The sequence below is a fragment of the Actinoplanes sp. NPDC024001 genome (assembly GCF_040638955.1).
Taxonomy (GTDB): domain Bacteria; phylum Actinomycetota; class Actinomycetes; order Mycobacteriales; family Micromonosporaceae; genus Actinoplanes.
The window spans coordinates 1-19690 of the sequence record NZ_JBEZZB010000064.1 but is presented as its reverse complement, the minus strand read 5'-3'; the positions used below and the strand labels follow the sequence as shown (position 1 = coordinate 19690).

Sequence of the window (19690 nt, the reverse complement as noted above, 5' to 3'; positions counted from 1 at the left end):
GGCCCTCAGCTCTCGCCGCTGGAAACCTCGCCTTTCCGGTCGGAGTGACCGAGGTCGCGGCCGGGGGCGACGCGGTCGCGGACCTGTCGCTTCAGGGGCGGCAGCTCGGGGAAGCCACCCTCGGCCTTGCGGGACCAGAGCGTCTCCCCGTCGAGCCGGATCTCGAAGACGCCACCGGTGCCGGGCACCAGCGCCACCTCGCCCAGATCCTTCGAGAAGGTGGTGAGCAGCTCCTGCGCGGTCCACGCGGCGCGCAGCAACCAGCGGCACTGCGTGCAGTACTCGATCTCCAGGCGGGGCTGTCGCACAGTCACAGCAGTGAAGTATGCATTCCCCGGGTGGTCGTGCATGATCATGGGCGGATTTCGTCGGCGGGCAGGAGGAACCATTGATGCGACGGTGGACAGGCGTGGTCGCCGCGATTGCGGCGGGGCTCGCGGTCGCTTCGTGCTCGGGCGACGGCGGTGGTAACGATGCCGAGTCGGCGGCCGAGGCACGCGACTACGTGGCGCTGGGCGACTCGTACTCCGCCGGTGTCGGCGCCGGGAACTACCTGGACACCGAGTGCTACCGGAGCAAGGACGCGGGATACCCGCAGCTGTGGGCGAAGTCGCGGCCGGCCGGCACGCTCGGCGAGGTCACCGACAACACGTGCGGTGGCGCCCGCATCCACGACGTGCGGACCACCCAGCTGCGGCAGCTCGACGAGAACACCGGCTGGGTGACGCTGACCGTCGGCGGCAACGACGCGGGCTGGTCCCAGACGCTGCAGCAGTGCCTGCTCGGCAGCGACCAGACCTGCCAATCGGCGACCCGGACCGCGATCGGCGGCGCCGAGTCGGCGTTGCCGGAGCAGCTGGACGGGCTGTACACCGCGATCCGGGAGCGGGCGCCGCAGGCGAAGGTCTACGTGCTCGGCTACCCGCACCTGGTGGCCTCCGGGGCCGGCGTGAAATGCGACGCGCTGACCGAGGCGCGCCGCGACGCGCTGAACGAGGGCGCCGACTCCCTGAACAAGCTGATCGAGGCACGGGCGGCGAACGCCGGGTTCACCTTCGTCGACGTCCGCAAGGCTTTCGAGGGCCACGAGGTGTGCACGGCCACGCCGTGGATCCACGCGGTCCGCGACCTGATGGCCGAGTCGTTCCACCCGACCGCCGACGGGCAGAAGGCCTACGCCACCGCGCTGACCGCGGTCACCGGCTAGCGCCGATAACTGAAAAAGATCTAAACCCCCAAACCGGAAATGTACCGTGAAAACGGGGGCTGCGATCGCATGGAACAGTTGATGCTCGCTCCGGCCGAAGGGCTGTCCGGAGCGGAGGCCGAGGCCCGGCGCCGGCGGGGTGAGGCCAACACCGCGGTGCGGGGCGGGAGCCGCAGCTACGCCGAGATCCTGCGCACCAACGTCTTCTCGTTCTTCAACCTGATCCTGTTCGTCATCGGCGCCGCGCTGCTGGTCCTGGAGCGGTACAGCGACGCGCTGATCAGCGTCGGCCTCGGCCTGATCAACGCGGTGATCAGCGCGGCCCAGGAGATCCGGGCCAAGCGCAAGCTGGACCGCCTGCAGCTGCTCGACCGCACCGGCGTGCTGGTGGTCCGTGACGGCCGGGAGACCGAGATCGCCCCGGAGCAGGTGGTCCGCGGCGACGTGCTGCGGGTCCGGCCGGGCGACCAGATCGTGGTGGACGGGCCGCTGCTGGACGGCGGCCGGGTCGAGGCCGACGAGTCGCTGCTGACCGGCGAGTCCGACCCGGTCGTCAAGCATCCCGGCGACGACCTGCGCTCGGGCAGCCTGTGCGTGGCCGGTGACGGCCATCAGCTGGCCCGCGACGTCGGGGCGCACAGCTACGCCGGGCGGCTCACCGCCGAAGCCCGCCGCTCCACCACCGACAAGACACCGCTGCAGCGCAGCATCGAGTTCATCGTGCGGCTGGTGATGGCGCTGACCGCCCTGATGAGCGGCGCGATCCTGGGCCAGGCGGTGATCGAGGGCTTCAGCGTGCTGCGGGTCGTCCAGATCACCGCGGTGCTGTCCGGCCTCGTACCGTACGGGTTGTTCTTCCTGATCGCCCTGGCCTACACGGCCGGGGCGGTCCGCATCGCCCGGCACGGCGCCCTGGTCCAGCAGGTCAACGCGGTCGAGTCGGTGAGCAACGTGGACGTGGTCTGCACCGACAAGACCGGCACGCTGACCACCGGCCAGCTGTCGGTGGAGGAGATCGTCCCGCTCGCCGACCACGAGTACGCCGAGGTGGCCGAGGTGCTCGGCGCGGTCGCGCACAACGCCACCACCCCGAACCTGACCGCCCTGGCGCTGGTCGCGGCCCTGCCCGGCGAGCCCTGGCGGGTGCGCGACGAGGTCCCGTTCTCCTCCTCGCTGCGCTGGTCGGGGCTGGTCGCCGAGGAGGGCAGCTGGGTGCTCGGCGCCCCGGACGCGCTCGCGCCACGGCTGCGCTTCCCGGTCCCGGCCGCGGAGGTGACGTCCCGCACGGACCTCGGCCTGCGGGTGCTGCTGCTGGCCCGCGCCGAGGATCCGGCGGCCGGGCTGCGCGACCCGCACGGACGGCCGGAGCTGCCGATGCTGGTGCCGGTCGGGCTGGTCGCGCTCGCCGACGAGTTGCGCGAGGACGTGGTCGAGACGGTCCGCCGGTTCGGCGCCGACGGGGTGCGGCTCAAGGTGCTCTCCGGCGACGACCCGCGTACGGTCGCGGCGATCGCCCGCCGGGCCGGCATCGAGGCGGACGAGCCGGTGCCCGGCGCCGACCTGGACGACCTGGACGACGCCGCCCTGGACCGGGTGGTGGCCCGCACCGCGGTGTTCGGCCGGGTGGCGCCCGAGCACAAGGAGCGCATCGTCCGCTCGCTGCGCCGCCAGGGCCACTACGTCGCCATGATCGGCGACGGGGTGAACGACGCCCGCGCCCTCAAACAGGCCCAGGTCGGGGTGGCGATGCGCAGCGGGAGCGCGGTCACCCGCGACGTGGCCGACATCGTGCTGGTCGACGACTCGTTCGCGGCGCTGCCACCGGCCCAGCACGAGGGCCGCCGGATCATCAACGGCATCGGCATCTCGCTCTACGTCTTCCTCGCCCGGGTGGCCAGCCAGGGCCTGGTCATCCTCGGCGTGACCCTGCTCGGGCTGGGCTTTCCCTATTCACCGACGCAGGTCGGGCTGACCATGTTCACCGTGGGCATCCCGACGGTGTTCCTCACCTTCTGGGCCCGGCCCACCCGCCCCGACCCGCATCTGCTGCGCAACCTGGTGCGGTTCGTGGTCCCGGCCGCCGTGGTCACCGCGACCTTCGGCACCGCCGTCTACACCGCCCTCTACGAGATGATCACGCTGGGTTTCGGGTCCGGCCGCACCCCGGAGCGGATCATCGACGAGTTCGAGCAGTACACCGGCCTGCAGTCGGGCGTGGACGTGGACTTCACCACCGCCTCGGCGACGATCCTGGCGCAGACCGGCCTGTCGACCTTCTTCTGCTTCGCCTCGTTCATCCTGATCCTGTTCCTGGCCCCGCGCTCACGGGTCTTCGGCGCCTGGACCACCCCCGGCAGCGACCTGCGCCCGGCACTGCTGGTCGGCGCCCTCTGCCTGATCTTCGCCGCGGTGCTGAACGTGCCGGTGCTGTGGGACTACTTCGGCCTGATGGGCCCGTCCCGCCCGGTCTTCCTCGTGGTGCTGCCCGCGCTGCTGTTCTGGTACGCCACGCTCACCGTCGTGTTCCGCTTCCGCCTCTTCGATCGCCTCCTCGGCATGGACCCGCCGAGCTAGCCACCCCGACCCCCTGCTGTCCCCGCACGCCCCACGCCCCTGCCCGCCAGCCGGTTGAACGGGCTGCCGCCCAGCGCTCCTTCCGCAGCCACCACACGCCCCTGCCCGCCAGCCGACTAAACGGGCTGCCGCCCAGTGCTCGTTCTGTGAGCGAAACACGACACTGAGCGCCAGCCGACTGAACGGGCTGCCGCCCAGTGCTCGTTCTGTGAGCGAAACACGACACTGAGCGCCAGCCGGCTGAACGGGCTGGCGGGCAGCGCTCGTTCTGTGGGCGGGACACGACGCTGAGCGTCAGCCGGAGGCGGCTCATTCGCTCAGGGGGATGTGCGGGCGCCGGCGGGTCGGCAGTGTCGGGCTCGGACGCGAGTCGAGCGGAGGGACCGGAGATGGCAGTCGACACGTACTCGGTCTATGTCGGCGTTTACCCGAGCGTGGCCGCCGCGCAGGCGGACTACGAGGTGATCAAGGGCCTGCACCGCGACGAGGGCCTGATCGACGACTACGACGCGGCCGTGCTGGAGCGCAGCCCGGACGGCAAGACGAAGATCATCAAGAAGCACGAGATGCCGACGCGAGTCGGCACCGGCGTGGGCGCCGGGCTGGGCCTGGCCGTCGGGCTGTCCGCGGTGATCTTCCCGTTCGCCGCGCTCGGCGGCGGGTTGCTGGCCGCGACCACCGGCGGCGGCGCGGTGATCGGCGCGATCGCCGGGCACGCCGCGGCCGGGATGAGCCGCCACGACCTCAAGGAGCTCGGCGAGCTGCTGGACGACGGGGAGGCCGGCCTGGTGGTGGTGGCCGCCGTCGACATGGGCCCGCGGGTGGAGCGCACGATGCGACAGACCGCGGAGAAGGTGCTGGCCCGGGAGATGAAGGCGGACACCGCCGCGATCGCGCAGGCGGCCAAGGCGGTCGAGGCGACCCCCTGACCGCCCACCGCCCCAGAACCGACGGCGGCACCGCCGGCCTCGACCTCCGGCGGTCAAGGCGACCACCCGCCGCCCCAGGAACCGCCGGGGGTACCGCCGGGCTCAACCATCCGGCGGCCGAGGCGACCGCCCGCCACCCCAGGAACCGCCGGGCTCAACCATCCGGCGGCCGAGGCGACCGCCCGCCACCCCAGGAACCGCCGGGGGTACCGCCGCACTCAACCATCCGGCGGCCGAGGCGACCGCCCGCCACCCCAGGAACCGCCGGGGGTACCGCCGCGCTCGAGCATCCGGCGGCCGAGGCGACCACCTGACCGCCCGCCGCCCCGAGAACCGACGGGGCGCCGCCAGGTTTGACGATCTGGCGGCGCCGCGGAGTTCGCGGGGCGGCCGGGCCGGCGGAAGCGCAATCTTGCCGGAACCGCGCCGCCCCGCTAGCTTGTGCGGAACGACGTTTCCCTCAGAGAAACAGGGGCCGGGCATGATGAGCGCGCTCTTCGCCCTGATCGCCGTCGCCGAGGTGGTGCTGCTCGGCCTGATCGTCGTCCTGCGGCGCCGGCATCCGCACTGGGTGCTCACCCTGCTGATCCTGGTCGTGCTCGCGCTGATCTGGGACAACGCCGTGCTCGCGACCGGCGCCACGCTGGGCGAGGGGGATGCGCTGCACGCGCTGTCGCTTCCCCGGTTCTGGACGCACGCGCTGCTCGTACCCCTGCTGATCATGGTCGGGGTGGGCCTGGGGCGCGGGCACGGCCTGCGCCTGCTGGGCGGGCGGGCCACGCCCGCCGCCTTCGGCGTTCTCACCCTGCTGCTCATCGCGGTCGGCGCCCGGGACGACATCCTGCTGCTCGACCTCGAACCGACCCGGTACGCGGACACGCTGCGCTACACCAACGCCGCCTCGGACGGCCCGCCGATCCCGGCGATCGTCACGATCCTGGTGCTGGTCGGCATCGGCGTCGCGCTGCTGGTCCGGGCGCGCCGGCCGTGGCTGCTGGCCGGCGCGGTCGTCATGTTCGTCGCGGCCGGTGCCGGGGCGAGCATGCTCTGGCTGAGCAACCTCGGTGAGCTGGCGCTGATCCTGGGCGTCTGGCTCACCGCCACCCGGCTGCTGAGCACCGGCTATCCGGCCGGCCGCGACCTCACTGCTGCATGATCCAGATGGGTACGGGACCGGCCACCTCGCGCGTTACCCGCCAGCCCGCGCGGCGGTAGAGCTCGACGTTGTCCGGCTTGCTGGTCTCCAGGATCGACGGCAGCCCATCCTCGGCGGCCCGGCGCAGGCCGGCGGCCATCACCGCCCGTCCCCAGCGGCGGCCGGCGCTCGCCGGGTGGGTGCCGAGCACCCCCAGGTACCAGAACGGGCTGTCCGGCAGGGCGCTGTGCACGGCTTCGTCGTACTCCTTCATGCGCGCCATCGCATCGGCCGGCAGATCCGGCTCAGCCGGCGGCTCGCCGCCGGCCGAGCCGCCGGGGCCGGGCGGCTCCCAGATCGCGACCGAGGCGCCGCCGCCGATCGTCCAGACCGAGCCCCGGTGCACGCGCTTGTCGAAGAGATGACCGAAGAAGGCCGCCGCGTGCGCCGGGTAGGTCTCCTCGTCCGGGAAGAGGAAACGCAGAACCGGGTCCGCCGGGAACGCTGCCACCAGCGTTTCCACGATGCGGACCCGGTCGGCGGGGGTGGCTACGGTGATCTCTGCTGTCGTCACGGAGCCGGACTGTACCCACCCTCGAACTCCACACGCCGGACTAGGCGGTGGGGATGGTGTGGCCGTTGAGCTTCAGCCACTGGTCGAAGGTCTGCAGCTCGGGGTTGAGCTTGCGGACCTCGTCGAGGTCGCGGACACCGGTGAAGTAGTCCTCGAACTCGGTGTAGTACTGGAGCATGTTGCCCGCCTCGTCGGCGCCCGGGAAGCCGAGGCCACGGTAGGCGTCGTGGGTCAGCGGCCGGTAGACGACCGGCTCGCCGACCGCCCGGCTCAGGCCCGCGGCGATCTGCTCACCGGTGAGGTGCTCGCCGGCGATGTGGACGGTGCGGCCGGCGTACTCGGCGCCCGCCTGGAAGATCGCGTAAGCGGTCTTGCCGATGTCGTCGACCGCGATGCCGGCCAGCCGGCTCTCGCCCATCGGCAGGGAGAGGGTCAGCACGCCGTTCGCGTCGCGGGTGGCGCCCCAGCCGTTGGCCAGGTTCTCCCAGTAGAAGGTGGTCCGCAGGAACGTGGTGGGCACCCCGGCCTTGCGGAACAGCTCGTCCGCCTCCGCCTTGGCGTCGAAGTGCGGCACGTTGTACTTCTCCTGCAGCGTGGGCATCCGGTCGTTGGTGACCGGGATGTGGTCGCGGGTGTCCTCCAGCGTCGACCAGATCACGTGCCGCAGGCCGGCCTCCTTCGCCGCGGCCGCCAGGTTGGTGGCCTCCTCCAGCTCCTTCTCGGCGGACATGTGCGCCCAGAAGTTGGTCACCAGATAGGCGCCGTACGCCCCGGCGAACGCGCGCCGCAGGCTCTCCGGGTCGTAGTTGTCCGCCTGGACCACCTCGGCGCCGAGCTTGACCAGCTCCTGCGCCTTCTCCGAGGTGGTATCCCGGGTCAGCGCGCGCACCGCGTAATCGCCGTCCCGGTCGGCCAGGATCGCCCGCACGAGTCCGCCGCCCTGAGCACCGGTGGCGCCGACGACCGCGATGACCTTCTTCTCACTCATCTGACTCACTCCTCGTGTCCGTTGCCCCCCACAACCAGTCCTTCAAATTTTAAATTCCCCACGGAGGAGACGGTCGTCACAGCCTCAGTGACCGCTTTCGGCAGCCGAACGGGATTTAGTGACGGCGCACGAGAACGACCTCGCCACGGCGTACCGCACGGAGACAGCGGGACTGGACCGGCTCACCCGGGCGGCGGCCCGGATGCTGCGCGCGCCGATGGCCGAGGTGTGCCTGCCGTGCGGAGACCCGCACCCGGCCAGCCGCTACGTGATGACCGAGGACACCCCGCTGGTCGTCGCCGACCTGCAGGCCGACCCCCGGTTCGCCGGCACGCCGGACCTGGCCGCCTACGCCGGATATCCGCTGCACGCCCCGGACGGCACCCCGCACGGCGCGTTCTTCGTGGCCGACATCGTGCCGCGCGACTGGACCGACGAGGACCTGGCCAACCTCGCCGACCTGGCGGCCGCGGCCGAGTCGGAACTGGCGCTGCGGGCCGCGCACGGCGACGTGCTGCTCGCCTCGGCCCGGCTCCAGGCAGTGCTGGACAGCACGCACGACGCGTTCGTCTCGATGGGCGCCGACGGGCGGATCACCGCCTGGAACGTCGCCGCGGAACGGCTCTTCGGCTGGTCCACCGCCGAGGCGCTGGGCCGCCGGGCCACCGAGCTGATGATCCCGCCGCACTTCCGGGACGCGCACGACCGGGGGCTGGCCCGGGTACGGCGGACCGGCTCCTCGGCGCTGGCCGGGCACCGGCTGGAGCTGTCGGCGATCGACCGCTCCGGGCGGGAGTTCCCGATCGAGATGACCCTGCAGATGCACCACGAGCACGGGCAGCCGGTGTTCCACGCGTTCCTGCACGACATCAGCGCTCGCACCGCGGCGCTCACCGAACTGGCGCAGGAGCGGGCCTTCCTGCAGGCGCTGCTGAACAGCCTGGACACCGGGGTGGCGGCCTGCGACAGCGACGGGCGGCTGGCCCAGTTCAACTCGGCGATGCGCAGGATCCACGGCATCGGCCGGCACCCGGTCGGGGCCGAGTCGTGGGCGAGCACCTATCACCTGTTCCGGGCCGACGGATGCACCCCGATGGCGCCGGACGAGGTGCCGCTGGCCCGCGCGTACGCCGGCGAGACCGTGCAGCACGAGGAGATGGTGATCCACGCACCGGACCGGCCGGCGCGCCGCTTCCTCACCAACGCCCGGCCGATCGACACCACGGACGGCCGGCGCCTCGGCGCGGTCGTCGCCATGCACGAGATCACCGAGGCGCACCGGGCCGAGATGCTGCGCCGCTGCCGGCTGGCCGTCGCCGAGGCGCTCTCCGAGGCCACCTCGGCGCGGGAGGCGGCGGTGGCCGCGGCCGCCGCGGTCGCCACCGAGCTGAACTGGGCGTGCGCCGAGTACTGGGAGGTCGCCGAGGACCAGGAGTGCATCGAACGGGCCGGCTCCTGGTCGCGGCCCGGCGCGGAGCTGGACTCGTTCACCGGCGCCGAGCCGCTCGCCTTCCGGCGCGGCGAGGGCGTGCCCGGCACGGTCTGGGCGAGCGGCACCGACCTGTGGAGCAACGACCTGCTCAACGACGTCGTCGACGCGGGCCGGCTGGCGGCCGGGCACCGGCTGGGGTTGCGCACCGCGATCGGCCTGCCGGTGCACAGCGACCGCCGGGTGGCCGGGGTGCTCGCCTTCTTCACCGACACCGGGGTGGCCCGCGACGACGACGTGCTGTCGGTGCTGCACGACATCGCCGGGCAGACCGGCCGGTTCGTGGAGCGCCGCCGCGCCGAGGACCTGACCCTGGCGCTGGCCGCCGCCCGGCGCGACTTCGACCGGGTGATCCAGCAGGTCAACGACTGCTTCTGGACGGTCGAGATCATGCCGGACGGGTACACCCGCGGGGTGTACCTCAGCCCCGGCGCGACCGGCGTCTTCGGCGGCGAGCCCGGCGACCCGGAGAGTCAGCTGGACCGGATGCCCCCGGACGACCAGAAGGCCTTCCTCCAGTTCCGCGACCAGGTCATCGCCGGGAAGCCGGCCGAGGTCGAGTGCCGGGTGATCGGGTTCGACGGGCAGACCCGCTGGGTGTGGACCCGGGCCGTGCCCCGGGAGGAGGACGGGCACCTCTACGTCGACGGGATCAGCACCAACACCACCGAGCGCCGGGAGCTGGCCGACCAGCAGACCCAGCAGGTACGCCGGCTGCAGGAGCTGGACCGGATGAAGGACGAGCTGGTGGCGGTGGTCAGCCACGAGCTGCGCAACCCGGTCGCGATCATCGCGGCCTACACCGAGTCGCTGCTGGAGGAACCGGAACTGGCCGGCCGGGCGGAGCTGGCCGTCATCGAGCGCACCAGCGCCCACCTGGTGCATCTGGTCGAGGACCTGCTCGACCTGGCCCGCCTGGAGAACGGGAACTCCACGATCGACCCGCGCCCGCTGCGGCCGGACCGGCTGCTGCGCCAGGCCGTCCAGGAGCACCAGCGCAACGCGGACGTCCGGCCGGTCACCCTGGTCGCCGAGATCGGCGCGCTGCCGGTGGTGCCGGGCGACGCGGCCCGGCTGCGGCAGGTCCTGGACAACCTGCTCTCCAACGCGATCAAGTACACGCCGGCCGGCGGCACGGTGACGGTCACCGCCGAGGCCGGCGACACGGCGATCGTCATCGCGGTCACCGACACCGGCATCGGCATCCCGGCCGACGAGTACCCGCAGCTGTTCAACCGGTTCTTCCGGGCCAGCACGGCGACCAGCCGCAAGATCAAGGGGACCGGGCTGGGGCTGGCGGTCACCAAGGCGATCGTCGAGGCGCACGGCGGCACGATCGGCGCCGCCCCGGGCCCGGTCGGCGGCACCCGTTTCACCGTCACCCTGCCCCGCTGAGCCGGACCCACACGCAACCGGACGGCAACCGGAGGGGTCCCGCGCCGCACCCGAACGCGGGGAGCGTTGTCGTCGCATGCCGGTCGATGACCGGCCCGGCGGAAAGGATCACCGATGCTGCAGTCAGGTTTCGAGGCCACCTCGCTCGACGTGCTGGTCGACACCCGCACCGAGACGGTCACCAACCTGCTCCAGGCGACGGCGGGCGTTCACGGCGAGCTCCAGGCCGTCGTGCAGGACGTCGCCAGGCAGCTCGACGTACCGATCGCCGCCGTGAACCTGGTCCGCGAGGACGCCGTCCTGGTCGCCGCCGCGACCGGCCTGAGCGGCTGGGTCGCCGAGGCCCGCGCCATCCCGGCCGGCTGGGCGGTGTGCCCGCGGGTGGTGAACCCGGACCGGGCGCTGCTCGTCGACGACCTGCACAGCGAGCAGTGGGGTGCGTTCCCGGCGAGCAGCATCTTCGGGCCGTTCCGCGCCTACGCCGGTGTGCCGCTGCACGTCCAGGGCTCGGTGGTGGGCACCCTGTGCGCCATGGCGCCGTCGCCGAAGGCGTTCGACGACGGCACGGTGACGGTGCTGGAGGACTGGGGCAGCCTGGCCGTGAAGCTGCTGCACCGGACTACATCGCCGCGCGCCCGTGGCGCCAGTAACCGATGAAGTCCACGTTGGTCTTCGGCACCTTCAGCTCCTCGACCAGGTGCCGGCGGCCACCGGTGACCAGCGCCGACTCACCGACCAGATAGGCGTAGACGGACCCGCCCAGCAGCTGGGTCTCGCGCAGCCGGGCCAGGGCGAGCCCACCGGGCACCCCGCCCTGCCCGTTGCGCGGCACCCAGTTGATCTCGACACCGGCCGGCACGCGGAACTCCTGCCGGTCCTCGATCGACGGCAGCTCCACGATGGCCACGCCCTTGGTCTCCGCCGGCAGCGACTCGCAGATGCCGGCCACCGCGGGCAGGCCGGTCTCGTCGGCGACCAGCAGCGTCCAGTCGTGCTCGTGCCGCGGGTTGTAGCCGATTCCCTGGTCGAGCAGGCCCACCTGGTCGCCCGGCTTCGCCTCCAGCGCGAACGTCGCGGCCGGGCCGCAGGTGCCGTCCGGCTCCAGGTGGATCACGAAGTCGACGTCGAGCTCGCGCGGCTCCGCCCGGTACGCACGGACCGTGTAGTTGCGCACGAACGGCCGCTTCTGCTTGGCGGTGGCGAGGTACTGCGCGTACCAGAGCCCCGAGGTGCGGGTCGGCAGCTTCAGCGTGTCCTGCCCGGGCCGCGGCAGGAAGAGCCGGAACCACTGGTCGAAGCCGATCGGGGTGAACCTGTCCAGGCCTTCGCCGCCGAGGGTCACCCGGACCACGTTGGGCGAGATCCGCTCACTGCCGACCACGTCAAGCATGATCACGTGCGGGTCGACGGCCTTACGAATCTTGAAGTTGGCCATGGTGCGTTCCTCCGGGGGTGCTGCGACCGGCGATGTAGGCGCCCGGCGTCTCACCGAAGTGCCGCCGGAACGCGAGGATGTAGCCGTTGGCGCTGGTGAAACCGACCCGGGCGGCGACCGCGCCGACCAGCATCCCTTTCGCCAGCAGGTCGAGGGAGTGGTTGAGCCGCAGCCGGGTGCGCCACTCGGTGAAGGCCAGTCCGGTCTCGGCCCGGAACGCCCGCCGCAGGCTGGTCGAGCTGGTGTAGTGCAGGGCCGCCCACTCGGTGGCGGTGCGCTGGTCCTCCGGGGCCTCGGCCAGGCGGCGGGCCACCGCGCGGGCGATCGGGCTGCGCGGCTCGGGCAGCGACAGCCGGCTGCCGCGCAACCCGGCCAGGAGCGTGAACAGCGCCGTGTCGCCCAGGTCGTCGACGCCGATCCGGTGGCGGGCGAGCAGCCGCTCCCGGGCGAACGCCGTCACCTCCACCGAGGCGGGGCCCCCGTGCGGCAGCCGGTGCTCCCAGGCGTCGAACAGCTCGGAGATGATCAGCGCGTCCCGGCTGAACCAGCCGCTGTGCTCGGCTTTCGCCGGCACCCAGAGCCCGGTCGAGCCGTCCACCGGGTATTCCCGGCCGGCGACGGTGATGACGATCCGGCCGAGCGGGACATAGAGGAACAAATGCTCGTCATGAGCGTGCGGCGGATTCCCCCACTCGGCGAACGGGAGCACCTCGTGGTCCAACGTCGCCGTGTCCATCATGAGGTAAGGCTAGCCTAACCGGCCGCCAGAGAGTTCCACCACCCGGCCGGCCCGGGCGATCGTTCCGGCTCGATGGGCGATCACCACCACCGTGCGGTCGCCGGCCAGTGCGGACAGCGCCGTCTCCAGCACCGCCGCGGTCGCCGGATCCACATCGGCGGTCGCCTCGTCCAGGATCAGCACCGCCGGATCGGTCAGCGCGGCGCGCAGGATCGCGACGATCTGCCGCTCCCCCGCCGACAGCGCCGACCCGCGCGGCCCGACCCGGGTGCCCGGCCCGTCCGGCAGCCCGGCCGCCCAGCCCGCCAGGCCGAGGCGGTCGAGCAGCTCGGTGACCCGTTCCGGTCCGGGCGCGCCGGGGACCATCGTCACGTTCTCCAGCAGGGTGCCGTCGACCAGGTGCACGTCCTGCGGGACCAGCACCATCCGGGACCGCACCTGGGCAGGGTCGGCAGCGGTCAGGTCGTGCCCGGCGAAGGTCAGCCGGCCGGCGTCCGGTGGATACAGGCCGGCGAGCAGTTTGCCCAGGGTGGACTTGCCGGAACCGGTCTCCCCCACGATCGCCAGCCGCTCACCGGCGGGGATCCGCAGACTCACGCCGTCGACAGCCGGGGTGCTTTCCGCGTACCGGAAAGTGACCTGATCGAGCACCAGCTCACCGCGAGCGGGCAGCGCGGCTCCGGTCGCGGTGGCCGGCGTGCCGGCCGCCGCGATCAGATCCAGGACGCGGGCCAGATAGGTGCGCGCCTCGCGCGCCTCGCCGAGCGCCGCCGCCAGATCCTCGAACCGGTGGAAGATGTCGCGCGCGGCCAGCACGAAGACCACCAGCACGCCGACCGAGAGCCGGCCCCGGCCGGCCAGGACGGCGCCGGCCACCAGCAGCGCGGCCACGCAGACACTCTGGTACGGGGTGAGCAGGTGCAGAACCAGCCCGGCCCGCAACCGGCCCCGTTCCGCGCCGAGCAGTCCCCGCTGCTCCCGGCCGAACCGCTCCAGCCAGCGGCCCGCCGCACCGCTCACCCGCAGCTGCTCGGTGGCCGGCAGGATCTCCGCGAACGTGCCGGCCACCTGCCGCCGGGCGGCGGCCATCGCGGCGAACGCCGGCCCGGACCGGACCCGGAAGCGGCGCACGATCAGCACCGCGACCGGCAGGAAGGTCACCAGCAGGAGCAGGGTCAACAGCCCGGAGTACGCGAACAGCAGCGCCCCGGTGAAAGCCAGCATGACCCCGGCCGTGACCAGCTCGGGCAGCGTCCCGCCGGCGAACGCGGCCAGCTCGTTGATCTCGCCGGTGCACCGGTGCAGCAGGTCGCCGCGGCGGTGCACCTCGACGAAGCGCAACGGCGCGGACGCCACCGCGGCGACCGCCCGATCCCGCAGGCGGCGCACCGCGTGCTCACCGGCACGCACCAGCCAGTAGCGGGCGGACCAGACCAGCGACCCGCCCACCGCGGTCGCCACGGCCAGCGCCAGCAGCGCCCGCAGCAGCGCCGCCCGGTCCCCGGCCACCACCGCGTCGGCGACCCGGCCGACCAGGGCGAGCACCCCGGCCGCGACCGCGCCGTTGAGCAGGTTGAGCACGACCGCGGTGCCGAGCACCCCGCGATGCCCGCGCAGGAACGGCCACGCCCGGCGGAACACCGCCCGCTCGTCCGGCTCGTCGCTGAGCCCGGCCACCTCAGCCACGGACCGGCACCGCTCCTCCCACCAGCTCGATCACCCGATCGGCGCGGTCGCGGACCGCGCCGGAATGCCCGGCGAAAACCACCACCGTCTCCCGGGTGGCGGCACGCAGCCGGTCCAGCACGACCGCTTCGGTACGGGCGTCCAGCGCCGAGGTGACATCGTCGAGCAGCAGCACCCGTGGCTCCCGCAGCAGCGCCCGGGCCAGCGCGACCCGCTGCCGCTGCCCGCCGGAGAGGGCACCGCCGTGGTCCCCCACCGGGGTGTCCGGGTCCAGGTCGAGCCCGGCGGTCCGCAGCGCCGCGGCCGGGTCGGCGTCCGCGGCCAGCCGCAGGTTCTCGCCGATCGTCCCGCTCAGCAGCAGCGGGTTCTCCGGCACGAAGCCGAGCGTCTCGTAGAGCGTCTCCGGCGCGACCCCGGCCAGATCCACCCCGCCGAACCGCACCGCGCCGCCGCTGAGCGGCTGGAGCCGGGCCATCGCGCGCAGCAGGGTGCTCTTGCCGGAGCCGGTGGCGCCGGTCAGCACCACCCACTCGCCGGGCGCCGCGACCAGGTCGAGCGGCCCGATCAGCGGCCGGCCGTCACGCTCCACGGTGAGTCCGGTGACCTCCAGCAGCCCGCGCTCCGGCAGCACGTCCGGGCCGGGCCAGAACGGCGAGGGCTCCAGCAGCTCGGCGATCCGGGCCGCCGACGCCAGCGCCTCGGCCCGCTCGCCGAGCCGGATCACCGTCACGTTCACCGCCATCGACACGGTGCCCATCCACAGCACGAACGTGGTGAGCGCACCCACCGTGAGGCCACCGTCGAGCGCGGCCAGACCACCGGCCAGCAGGCCGGCGACCACCGCGGTCTGCGGCACCAGCCAGCCGGTCGTCTCCCAGCTCGCGGTCACCCGCGCCAGCCGCAGGGCGGCCTCGGTGATCCCGGCGCTGTGCCGGTGATGCCGGTCGACCAGCAGCGAGTCGGCGCCCACCCCGCGCAACGGCAGCATCGAGGTGAGCAGCTCCTCGGCGGTGCCGGTACGCCGGCCGTGCGCCTCGGCAAGCTCGGCCGCCCGCCGGTCCACCAGCCGGGGGAAGAGCCGGTTCGCCAGCACCACCACCGGGACCGTGAGCACCGCGACGAGCAGCAGCATCGGGTCCAGCCGGGCGATGCCGGGGACCAGCACCACCGCGGTCGTGCCGATCACCACCCAGGTGGGCAGGCCGTGCACCCAGGCCAGCACCGCCTGCACGTCCCGGCCGGCGCGGGCGGCCAGGTCGCCGTGGCCGCGGTCGGCGGTCTCGGCGCTCAGCAGGGAGCGCAGCAGTTCGGCACGTAGCCAGATCCCGGCCCGGGCGCCGGCGAGGTTGGCGTACCAGACCCAGCCCCGCATCCCGGCGTACTCGACGGCGGCGGCCAGGGCGAGCAGCAGCGCCCAGCCGGCGGTGGCGCGCACCGAACCGGTGCGGATGCCGTCGTCCAGGGCCCGCCCCAGCAGCCAGGGCAGCGACAGGAACGCGACCTGGCGGACCACGGCCGAGCCGACCGCGCGCAGCAGGAAACCCCGGACCTGCCGCAGGGATCGGCGCATCAGTTCAGCCCGGTTCACGCGGGGAACCGTACGAGCGGTCCGGGGCGGCGAGTCCAAACCACGGCGCGGGCTGTCGAAATGACGAGCCGGTTCCTGCGTTGGATTCGCGGGTCCGGACCGCTCGTACGCTGGCCACCGTGTCCAGCCGCAGTATGCGTTCCACCGTGACCTTCCCGATCGTCCTGCGGGAGTTGACCGTTCTGCGGGTTGCCGACGTCAACGCCGGCACCCGCCGGATCACTGTCGGGGGCCCGCAGTTCGGGGCGTTCCACCGGGACGGGCTGGACCTGCCGGCGCTGCGGTCCGAAGGCTTCGACGACCACGTCAAGCTCTTCTTCGCCGCGCCGGGCGCCGACCGGCCGGTCCTGCCGCGACAGCAGGTCGCGAGCCTGGACTGGTCGGTCGAGGCCCGGCCGATCGCCAAGGACTACACCCCGCACCGGGTCACCGCCACCGAGATGGACCTGGACTTCGTGCGGCACGGCTCCGGCCCGGCCGCGACCTGGGCGGAGAGCGCCCGCCCCGGCGATCCGGTGTGGGTCGCCGGCCCGAAGATGTCGCTGAGCCACCCGGCCGGCGCCGACGTCGTCATCGCCGCCGGGGACGAGACCGCACTGCCGGCGATCCGGCGGTGGCTGCGGGAGATGCCGGCCGGCACCCGGGCGTACGTCTTCATCGAGATCTCCGCGGAGGACCGCAAGCAGGATCTGCCGACCGCGGCGGACGCGGAGATCAGCTGGCTGATCTCCGGGCGGGAATCGCTCGCCGAGGCGGTCAGCACGATGCCCTGGCCGGACGGGACGGTCTTCGTCTGGGTGGCCGGAGAGGCCGGCGCGATCAAGCCGCTGCGCCGGTACCTGCGGGTGGAACGCGGGCTGCCACCGGAGCAGATGGAGATCACCGGGTACTGGAAGCTGACCGCACCGGTCGCCGCGGCCGACGAGGACGAGGACGAGGCGCACGAGCGGCTGCACGAGCTGACCGACCTGACGCCAGGCCTGGCGATCCGGGCGGCGGTCACGCTCGGGCTGATCGAACTGGTCAACCTCGGCGCGGACACCGCGGAACTGCTGGCCCGGGAGACCGACGCCGACCTGGGCACGCTGCGCCTGCTGCTCGGCTACCTGGCCGGGCTCGACGTGCTCACCGTCGACGCCGACGGCCGCTACGGCCTCGGTGAGCTCGGTGACGAGCTGCTCGAGGACGCCGACTGGTACCACCTGGACGGCGCCGAGGCGGCCCTCGACCTGTCGCTGCTCGGGCTGGTGGAGACCGTTCGCCGCGGGCGGCCGGCGGCCGGGCTGCGCGCGACGTTCGAGAGCGACAGCGGGCTGGGCGGGGCGGCGCGGGCCACGATCGAGGAATCCGCGATGTGGATGGTGCCGACCCTGATCGACCGGTACGACTGGTCCGGGGTGCGGGCCGTCGCCGCCACCGGGCACGGGGCGGGCGTCACGCTGAACGCGCTGGCCAAGGCACACCCGCAGATCGAGTTGAGCATCGCGGCCGCGCCGTCGGCGCTCGGGGTGCTCCGCGACCAGATCCTCGACGCGGAGGTGGCGGAACGCACCGAGCTGGTGCCGACGTCCGGCGCGGTCCCGGTGCGGCCGGGTGCTGTCCACCTGCTGGTCCGGGCACTGGAATGGCTGACCGACGAGGACGCCGAGCATCTGCTGACCGAGTTCGCGGCGGGGTTGCCGGGTGGGGCGGAGGTGGTGCTGGTCGAGGAATGCCGGTCGCTGGACGACACCGATCCTGAAGAGATCGAGTGGGATCTCAAGATGCGCTGCGCTTTCGGCAGTGGGCGGCGCACCGAGGAGCGGGTGGGGGCGCTGCTTGCCGCTGCCGGGCTGCGGGTCGTCGACACCGTCGACATCGGGTGGTCGCACCGGCTGTGGCGGCTCGCTCGGGGCTGATCGCTTTCGGCCTCAGCGGCGTGTTCGGCTCTGCCGGCGATGCCTGCTTCGCCGGCCCTTCCCCGCCTCCCGCATTGCTTCGCTTTGCCGGCGTCGCTCGCTGCCCGCCTTGCAGTGCTTTACCGGCGGCGTTCGCTGCCCGCGTAGCCGTGCTTCACCGGCGGCGTTCGTTGCTTCGGCGCTGGTCGCGCTGGCGGCGCCGTTCGGCTCGCCGGCGCTGGCTTCGGTTGCCCGCGGCCGGGTGCCGGGGGCCTGGGTTGCCGCGCGGCCGCAGAATGCGGTGCGGCTCCTCAGGCTCCCGCCAGCGGCGCCGCACCAGCCAGAAAGCGCCCAGCCCGGTCACGCCCGCCAGCCCGGTCAGGGCCAGGTAGCCGGACAGGTCGTCCGAGAACCAGCCCCGCATCGCCACCGAACCGAGATCGTCCTCGTCGATGTAGACCTCGACCCGGTCGCCGGGCTGCGGATCCCCGGACTCCCGGTCGGTCCACGCCTGGTGGACCTCGCCCTTCCACTGGAAATCCAGCAGGTAGAGCTTCCGCTCGTCGGGGGCGAGGTCGACCCGCTGGACCGTTGCGACGCCTTCATACCAGGTCGCTCGCATGACCACGTTCCGGCCGGCGTCGAGCACCGCGTAGCCCGCCGAGAACAGCGACAGGAGGATCAGGGTCAGGATCAGCACGAACTCCCGGGCGTCCACGAGATCATCGTGACAGGCGGGCGCATCCGTACCGTTGCGGCGGAGAATGACGAGGTGGGTCGATTGGTGCGGGGTGCTGTGGTCGTACTGATCGCCCTGGTGTTGATCTTGATCTTGGCCTGGGCGCTGCAGCGCAAGCTGATCTACTTCCCGGACCGCGCCGCGCCGCCGCCGGCGGCCGGCGTCAGCGACATCACCCTGAGCACGTCCGACGGGCTGCGGCTGAGCGCGTGGCTGATCAAACCCCCGCCCGGTACGCCGGACCGCCGCCTCGCCGTCCTCGTGGCCCCCGGCAACGCGGGCAACCGATCCGGGCGCCTGCCCCTGGGGGAAGCGCTCGCCGGCCTCGGCCTGACCGTGCTGCTGCTGGACTATCGCGGTTACGGCGGCAACCCCGGCTCACCCAGCGAAGCCGGCCTGGCCCGGGACGCCGACGCCGCGCTGGCCTACCTCTCGTCGCAGGCCGGTCTGCCGGTGCTCTACTACGGAGAGAGCCTGGGCGCGGCGGTCGTCACCGCGCTGGCCGTGCGGCGGCCGCCGGCCGGGCTGGTGCTGAGGTCCCCGTTCGAGAGTCTGCCGGCGGCGGGGCGGGAGCATTATCCGTTCCTGCCGGTGGGGTTGCTGCTGCGTGATCGTTTCCCGGTCGCGTCGCTGGTCGGGCAGGTCACGGCCCCGACGGTGGTCGTCTACGGCACGGCCGACACGGTCGTGCCGCCGTCCCAGAGCGCGGCGGTGGCGGGCCGGGCGGCCGGCTTGGTGTCCGAGGTGGCCGTGGCCGGGGCCGATCACAACGATCGCGTTCTCCTCGACGGCCCTCAGGTGCTCGCGGCCGTCACCGCACTCATCACGCCTTGACCTCCGCCGCAAGGACACTCACCGCCAGCCGACACCCTCGGCTGACCAGCAGCGCTGCCCTGCCGGCCCTTACACCACATCCACCGCCAGCCCACACACCCAGCTGACGACTAACGCTGCCCAACCCGCCCCCACACCACACCCACCACCAGCCCATTGGCCCCGCTGACCACCAACGCTGCCTGGACCGCCCTCACACCACGCCCTCCACCAGCCCTCACACCCAGCTGACCACCAACGCCGCCAACCCCACCCCCACACCACACCCTCCACCAGCCCTCACACCCAGCTGACCACCAACGCCGCCCAGACCGCCCCCACCACTAGCCCGCACCCAGCTGACCGGAACGCCCTCCAACCGCCCCCTCCGCCAGCCCACACAACCAGCTGACCGGAAACGCCCCCACTGGGCTTGACCCGATTCGACGGACAGGGTCGATGAGTTGATCTTCACGCTACCTTGAGGGCGGGTAGCGGGGCGAGGCTGGTGCCCGTCTCGTA

General features: G+C 72.9%; 16 protein-coding genes. 8 read left to right on the top strand and 8 right to left on the bottom strand.

Features of this window, described 5'->3' with window-relative positions:
• Positions 1 to 5: 5 nt before the first annotated feature.
• Positions 6 to 314, bottom strand: a complete 309-nt coding sequence (locus AB0F81_RS24550) for a SelT/SelW/SelH family protein (protein WP_360200822.1) — start codon at positions 312 to 314, stop codon at positions 6 to 8.
• Between the two features lie 77 nt (positions 315 to 391).
• On the opposite strand from AB0F81_RS24550, the gene AB0F81_RS24545 reads away from it, so the two are divergent.
• From AB0F81_RS24545 to AB0F81_RS24530, 4 genes are all read left to right on the top strand, one after another.
• Entirely contained in the window at positions 392 to 1207 is an 816-nt protein-coding gene (locus AB0F81_RS24545; protein WP_360200821.1) for an SGNH/GDSL hydrolase family protein, read from the top strand.
• A gap of 69 nt (positions 1208 to 1276) precedes the next feature.
• Positions 1277 to 3781 (top strand): HAD-IC family P-type ATPase, encoded by a 2505-nt coding sequence (locus AB0F81_RS24540; RefSeq protein WP_360200820.1) that lies wholly within the window; start codon positions 1277 to 1279, stop codon positions 3779 to 3781.
• A gap of 389 nt (positions 3782 to 4170) precedes the next feature.
• Entirely contained in the window at positions 4171 to 4710 is a 540-nt protein-coding gene (locus AB0F81_RS24535) for a hypothetical protein (RefSeq protein ID WP_360200819.1), read from the top strand.
• A 481-nt stretch (positions 4711 to 5191) separates the two neighbouring features.
• Entirely contained in the window at positions 5192 to 5866 is a 675-nt protein-coding gene (locus AB0F81_RS24530; protein ID WP_360200818.1) for a hypothetical protein, read from the top strand.
• Here AB0F81_RS24530 and AB0F81_RS24525 read toward each other — a convergent pair.
• Positions 5853 to 6419: a GNAT family N-acetyltransferase gene (locus AB0F81_RS24525; protein ID WP_360200817.1), complete on the bottom strand. Its 567-nt coding sequence runs from the start codon at positions 6417 to 6419 to the stop codon at positions 5853 to 5855. The genes AB0F81_RS24530 and AB0F81_RS24525 overlap by 14 nt on opposite strands.
• A gap of 40 nt (positions 6420 to 6459) precedes the next feature.
• Positions 6460 to 7407, bottom strand: coding sequence for an NmrA/HSCARG family protein (locus tag AB0F81_RS24520; protein ID WP_360200816.1), 948 nt, complete (start codon positions 7405 to 7407; stop codon positions 6460 to 6462).
• 118 nt (positions 7408 to 7525) lie between these two features.
• Between AB0F81_RS24520 and AB0F81_RS24515 the strand changes: the two genes are divergently transcribed.
• Positions 7526 to 10291 (top strand): ATP-binding protein, encoded by a 2766-nt coding sequence (locus AB0F81_RS24515; RefSeq protein WP_360200815.1) that lies wholly within the window; start codon positions 7526 to 7528, stop codon positions 10289 to 10291.
• Positions 10292 to 10405: 114 nt separating this feature from the next.
• Positions 10406 to 10948: a GAF domain-containing protein gene (locus tag AB0F81_RS24510; RefSeq protein WP_360200814.1), complete on the top strand. Its 543-nt coding sequence runs from the start codon at positions 10406 to 10408 to the stop codon at positions 10946 to 10948.
• Here AB0F81_RS24510 and AB0F81_RS24505 read toward each other — a convergent pair.
• The 4 genes from AB0F81_RS24505 to AB0F81_RS24490 are packed head-to-tail and all read right to left on the bottom strand — an operon-like array spanning position 10911 to position 15739.
• The gene (locus AB0F81_RS24505; RefSeq protein ID WP_360200813.1) at positions 10911 to 11726 is read right to left on the bottom strand and encodes a siderophore-interacting protein; all 816 of its coding nucleotides are present in this window, start codon (positions 11724 to 11726) and stop codon (positions 10911 to 10913) included. The two genes, AB0F81_RS24510 and AB0F81_RS24505, sit on opposite strands and share 38 nt — an antisense overlap.
• Positions 11704 to 12465: an AraC family transcriptional regulator gene (locus AB0F81_RS24500; RefSeq protein ID WP_360200812.1), complete on the bottom strand. Its 762-nt coding sequence runs from the start codon at positions 12463 to 12465 to the stop codon at positions 11704 to 11706. Before AB0F81_RS24500 ends, AB0F81_RS24505 begins: the two co-directional genes overlap by 23 nt.
• Positions 12466 to 12474: 9 nt before the next feature.
• Positions 12475 to 14151: an ABC transporter ATP-binding protein gene (locus AB0F81_RS24495; RefSeq protein WP_360200811.1), complete on the bottom strand. Its 1677-nt coding sequence runs from the start codon at positions 14149 to 14151 to the stop codon at positions 12475 to 12477.
• Positions 14144 to 15739, bottom strand: coding sequence for an ABC transporter ATP-binding protein (locus tag AB0F81_RS24490; RefSeq protein WP_360200810.1), 1596 nt, complete (start codon positions 15737 to 15739; stop codon positions 14144 to 14146). The genes AB0F81_RS24495 and AB0F81_RS24490 overlap by 8 nt, the downstream gene beginning before the upstream one ends.
• Positions 15740 to 15858: 119 nt before the next feature.
• Here AB0F81_RS24490 and AB0F81_RS24485 point away from each other — a divergent pair, with 119 nt between their 5' ends.
• A complete protein-coding gene (locus AB0F81_RS24485; RefSeq protein ID WP_360200809.1) occupies positions 15859 to 17637 on the top strand; it encodes a siderophore-interacting protein in 1779 nt (592 codons plus the stop codon).
• A 154-nt stretch (positions 17638 to 17791) separates the two neighbouring features.
• Here the strand turns inward: AB0F81_RS24485 and AB0F81_RS24480 are convergent, their stop codons facing one another.
• Complete coding sequence (locus AB0F81_RS24480) at positions 17792 to 18334, bottom strand: hypothetical protein (protein WP_360200808.1); 543 nt, start codon at positions 18332 to 18334, stop codon at positions 17792 to 17794.
• Positions 18335 to 18388: 54 nt separating this feature from the next.
• On the opposite strand from AB0F81_RS24480, the gene AB0F81_RS24475 reads away from it, so the two are divergent.
• Positions 18389 to 19189 carry an alpha/beta hydrolase gene (locus tag AB0F81_RS24475; RefSeq protein ID WP_360200807.1) on the top strand — a complete coding sequence of 267 codons (801 nt, stop codon included), beginning with the start codon at positions 18389 to 18391 and terminating at the stop codon, positions 19187 to 19189.
• The last annotated feature ends 501 nt before the right edge of the window (positions 19190 to 19690 follow it).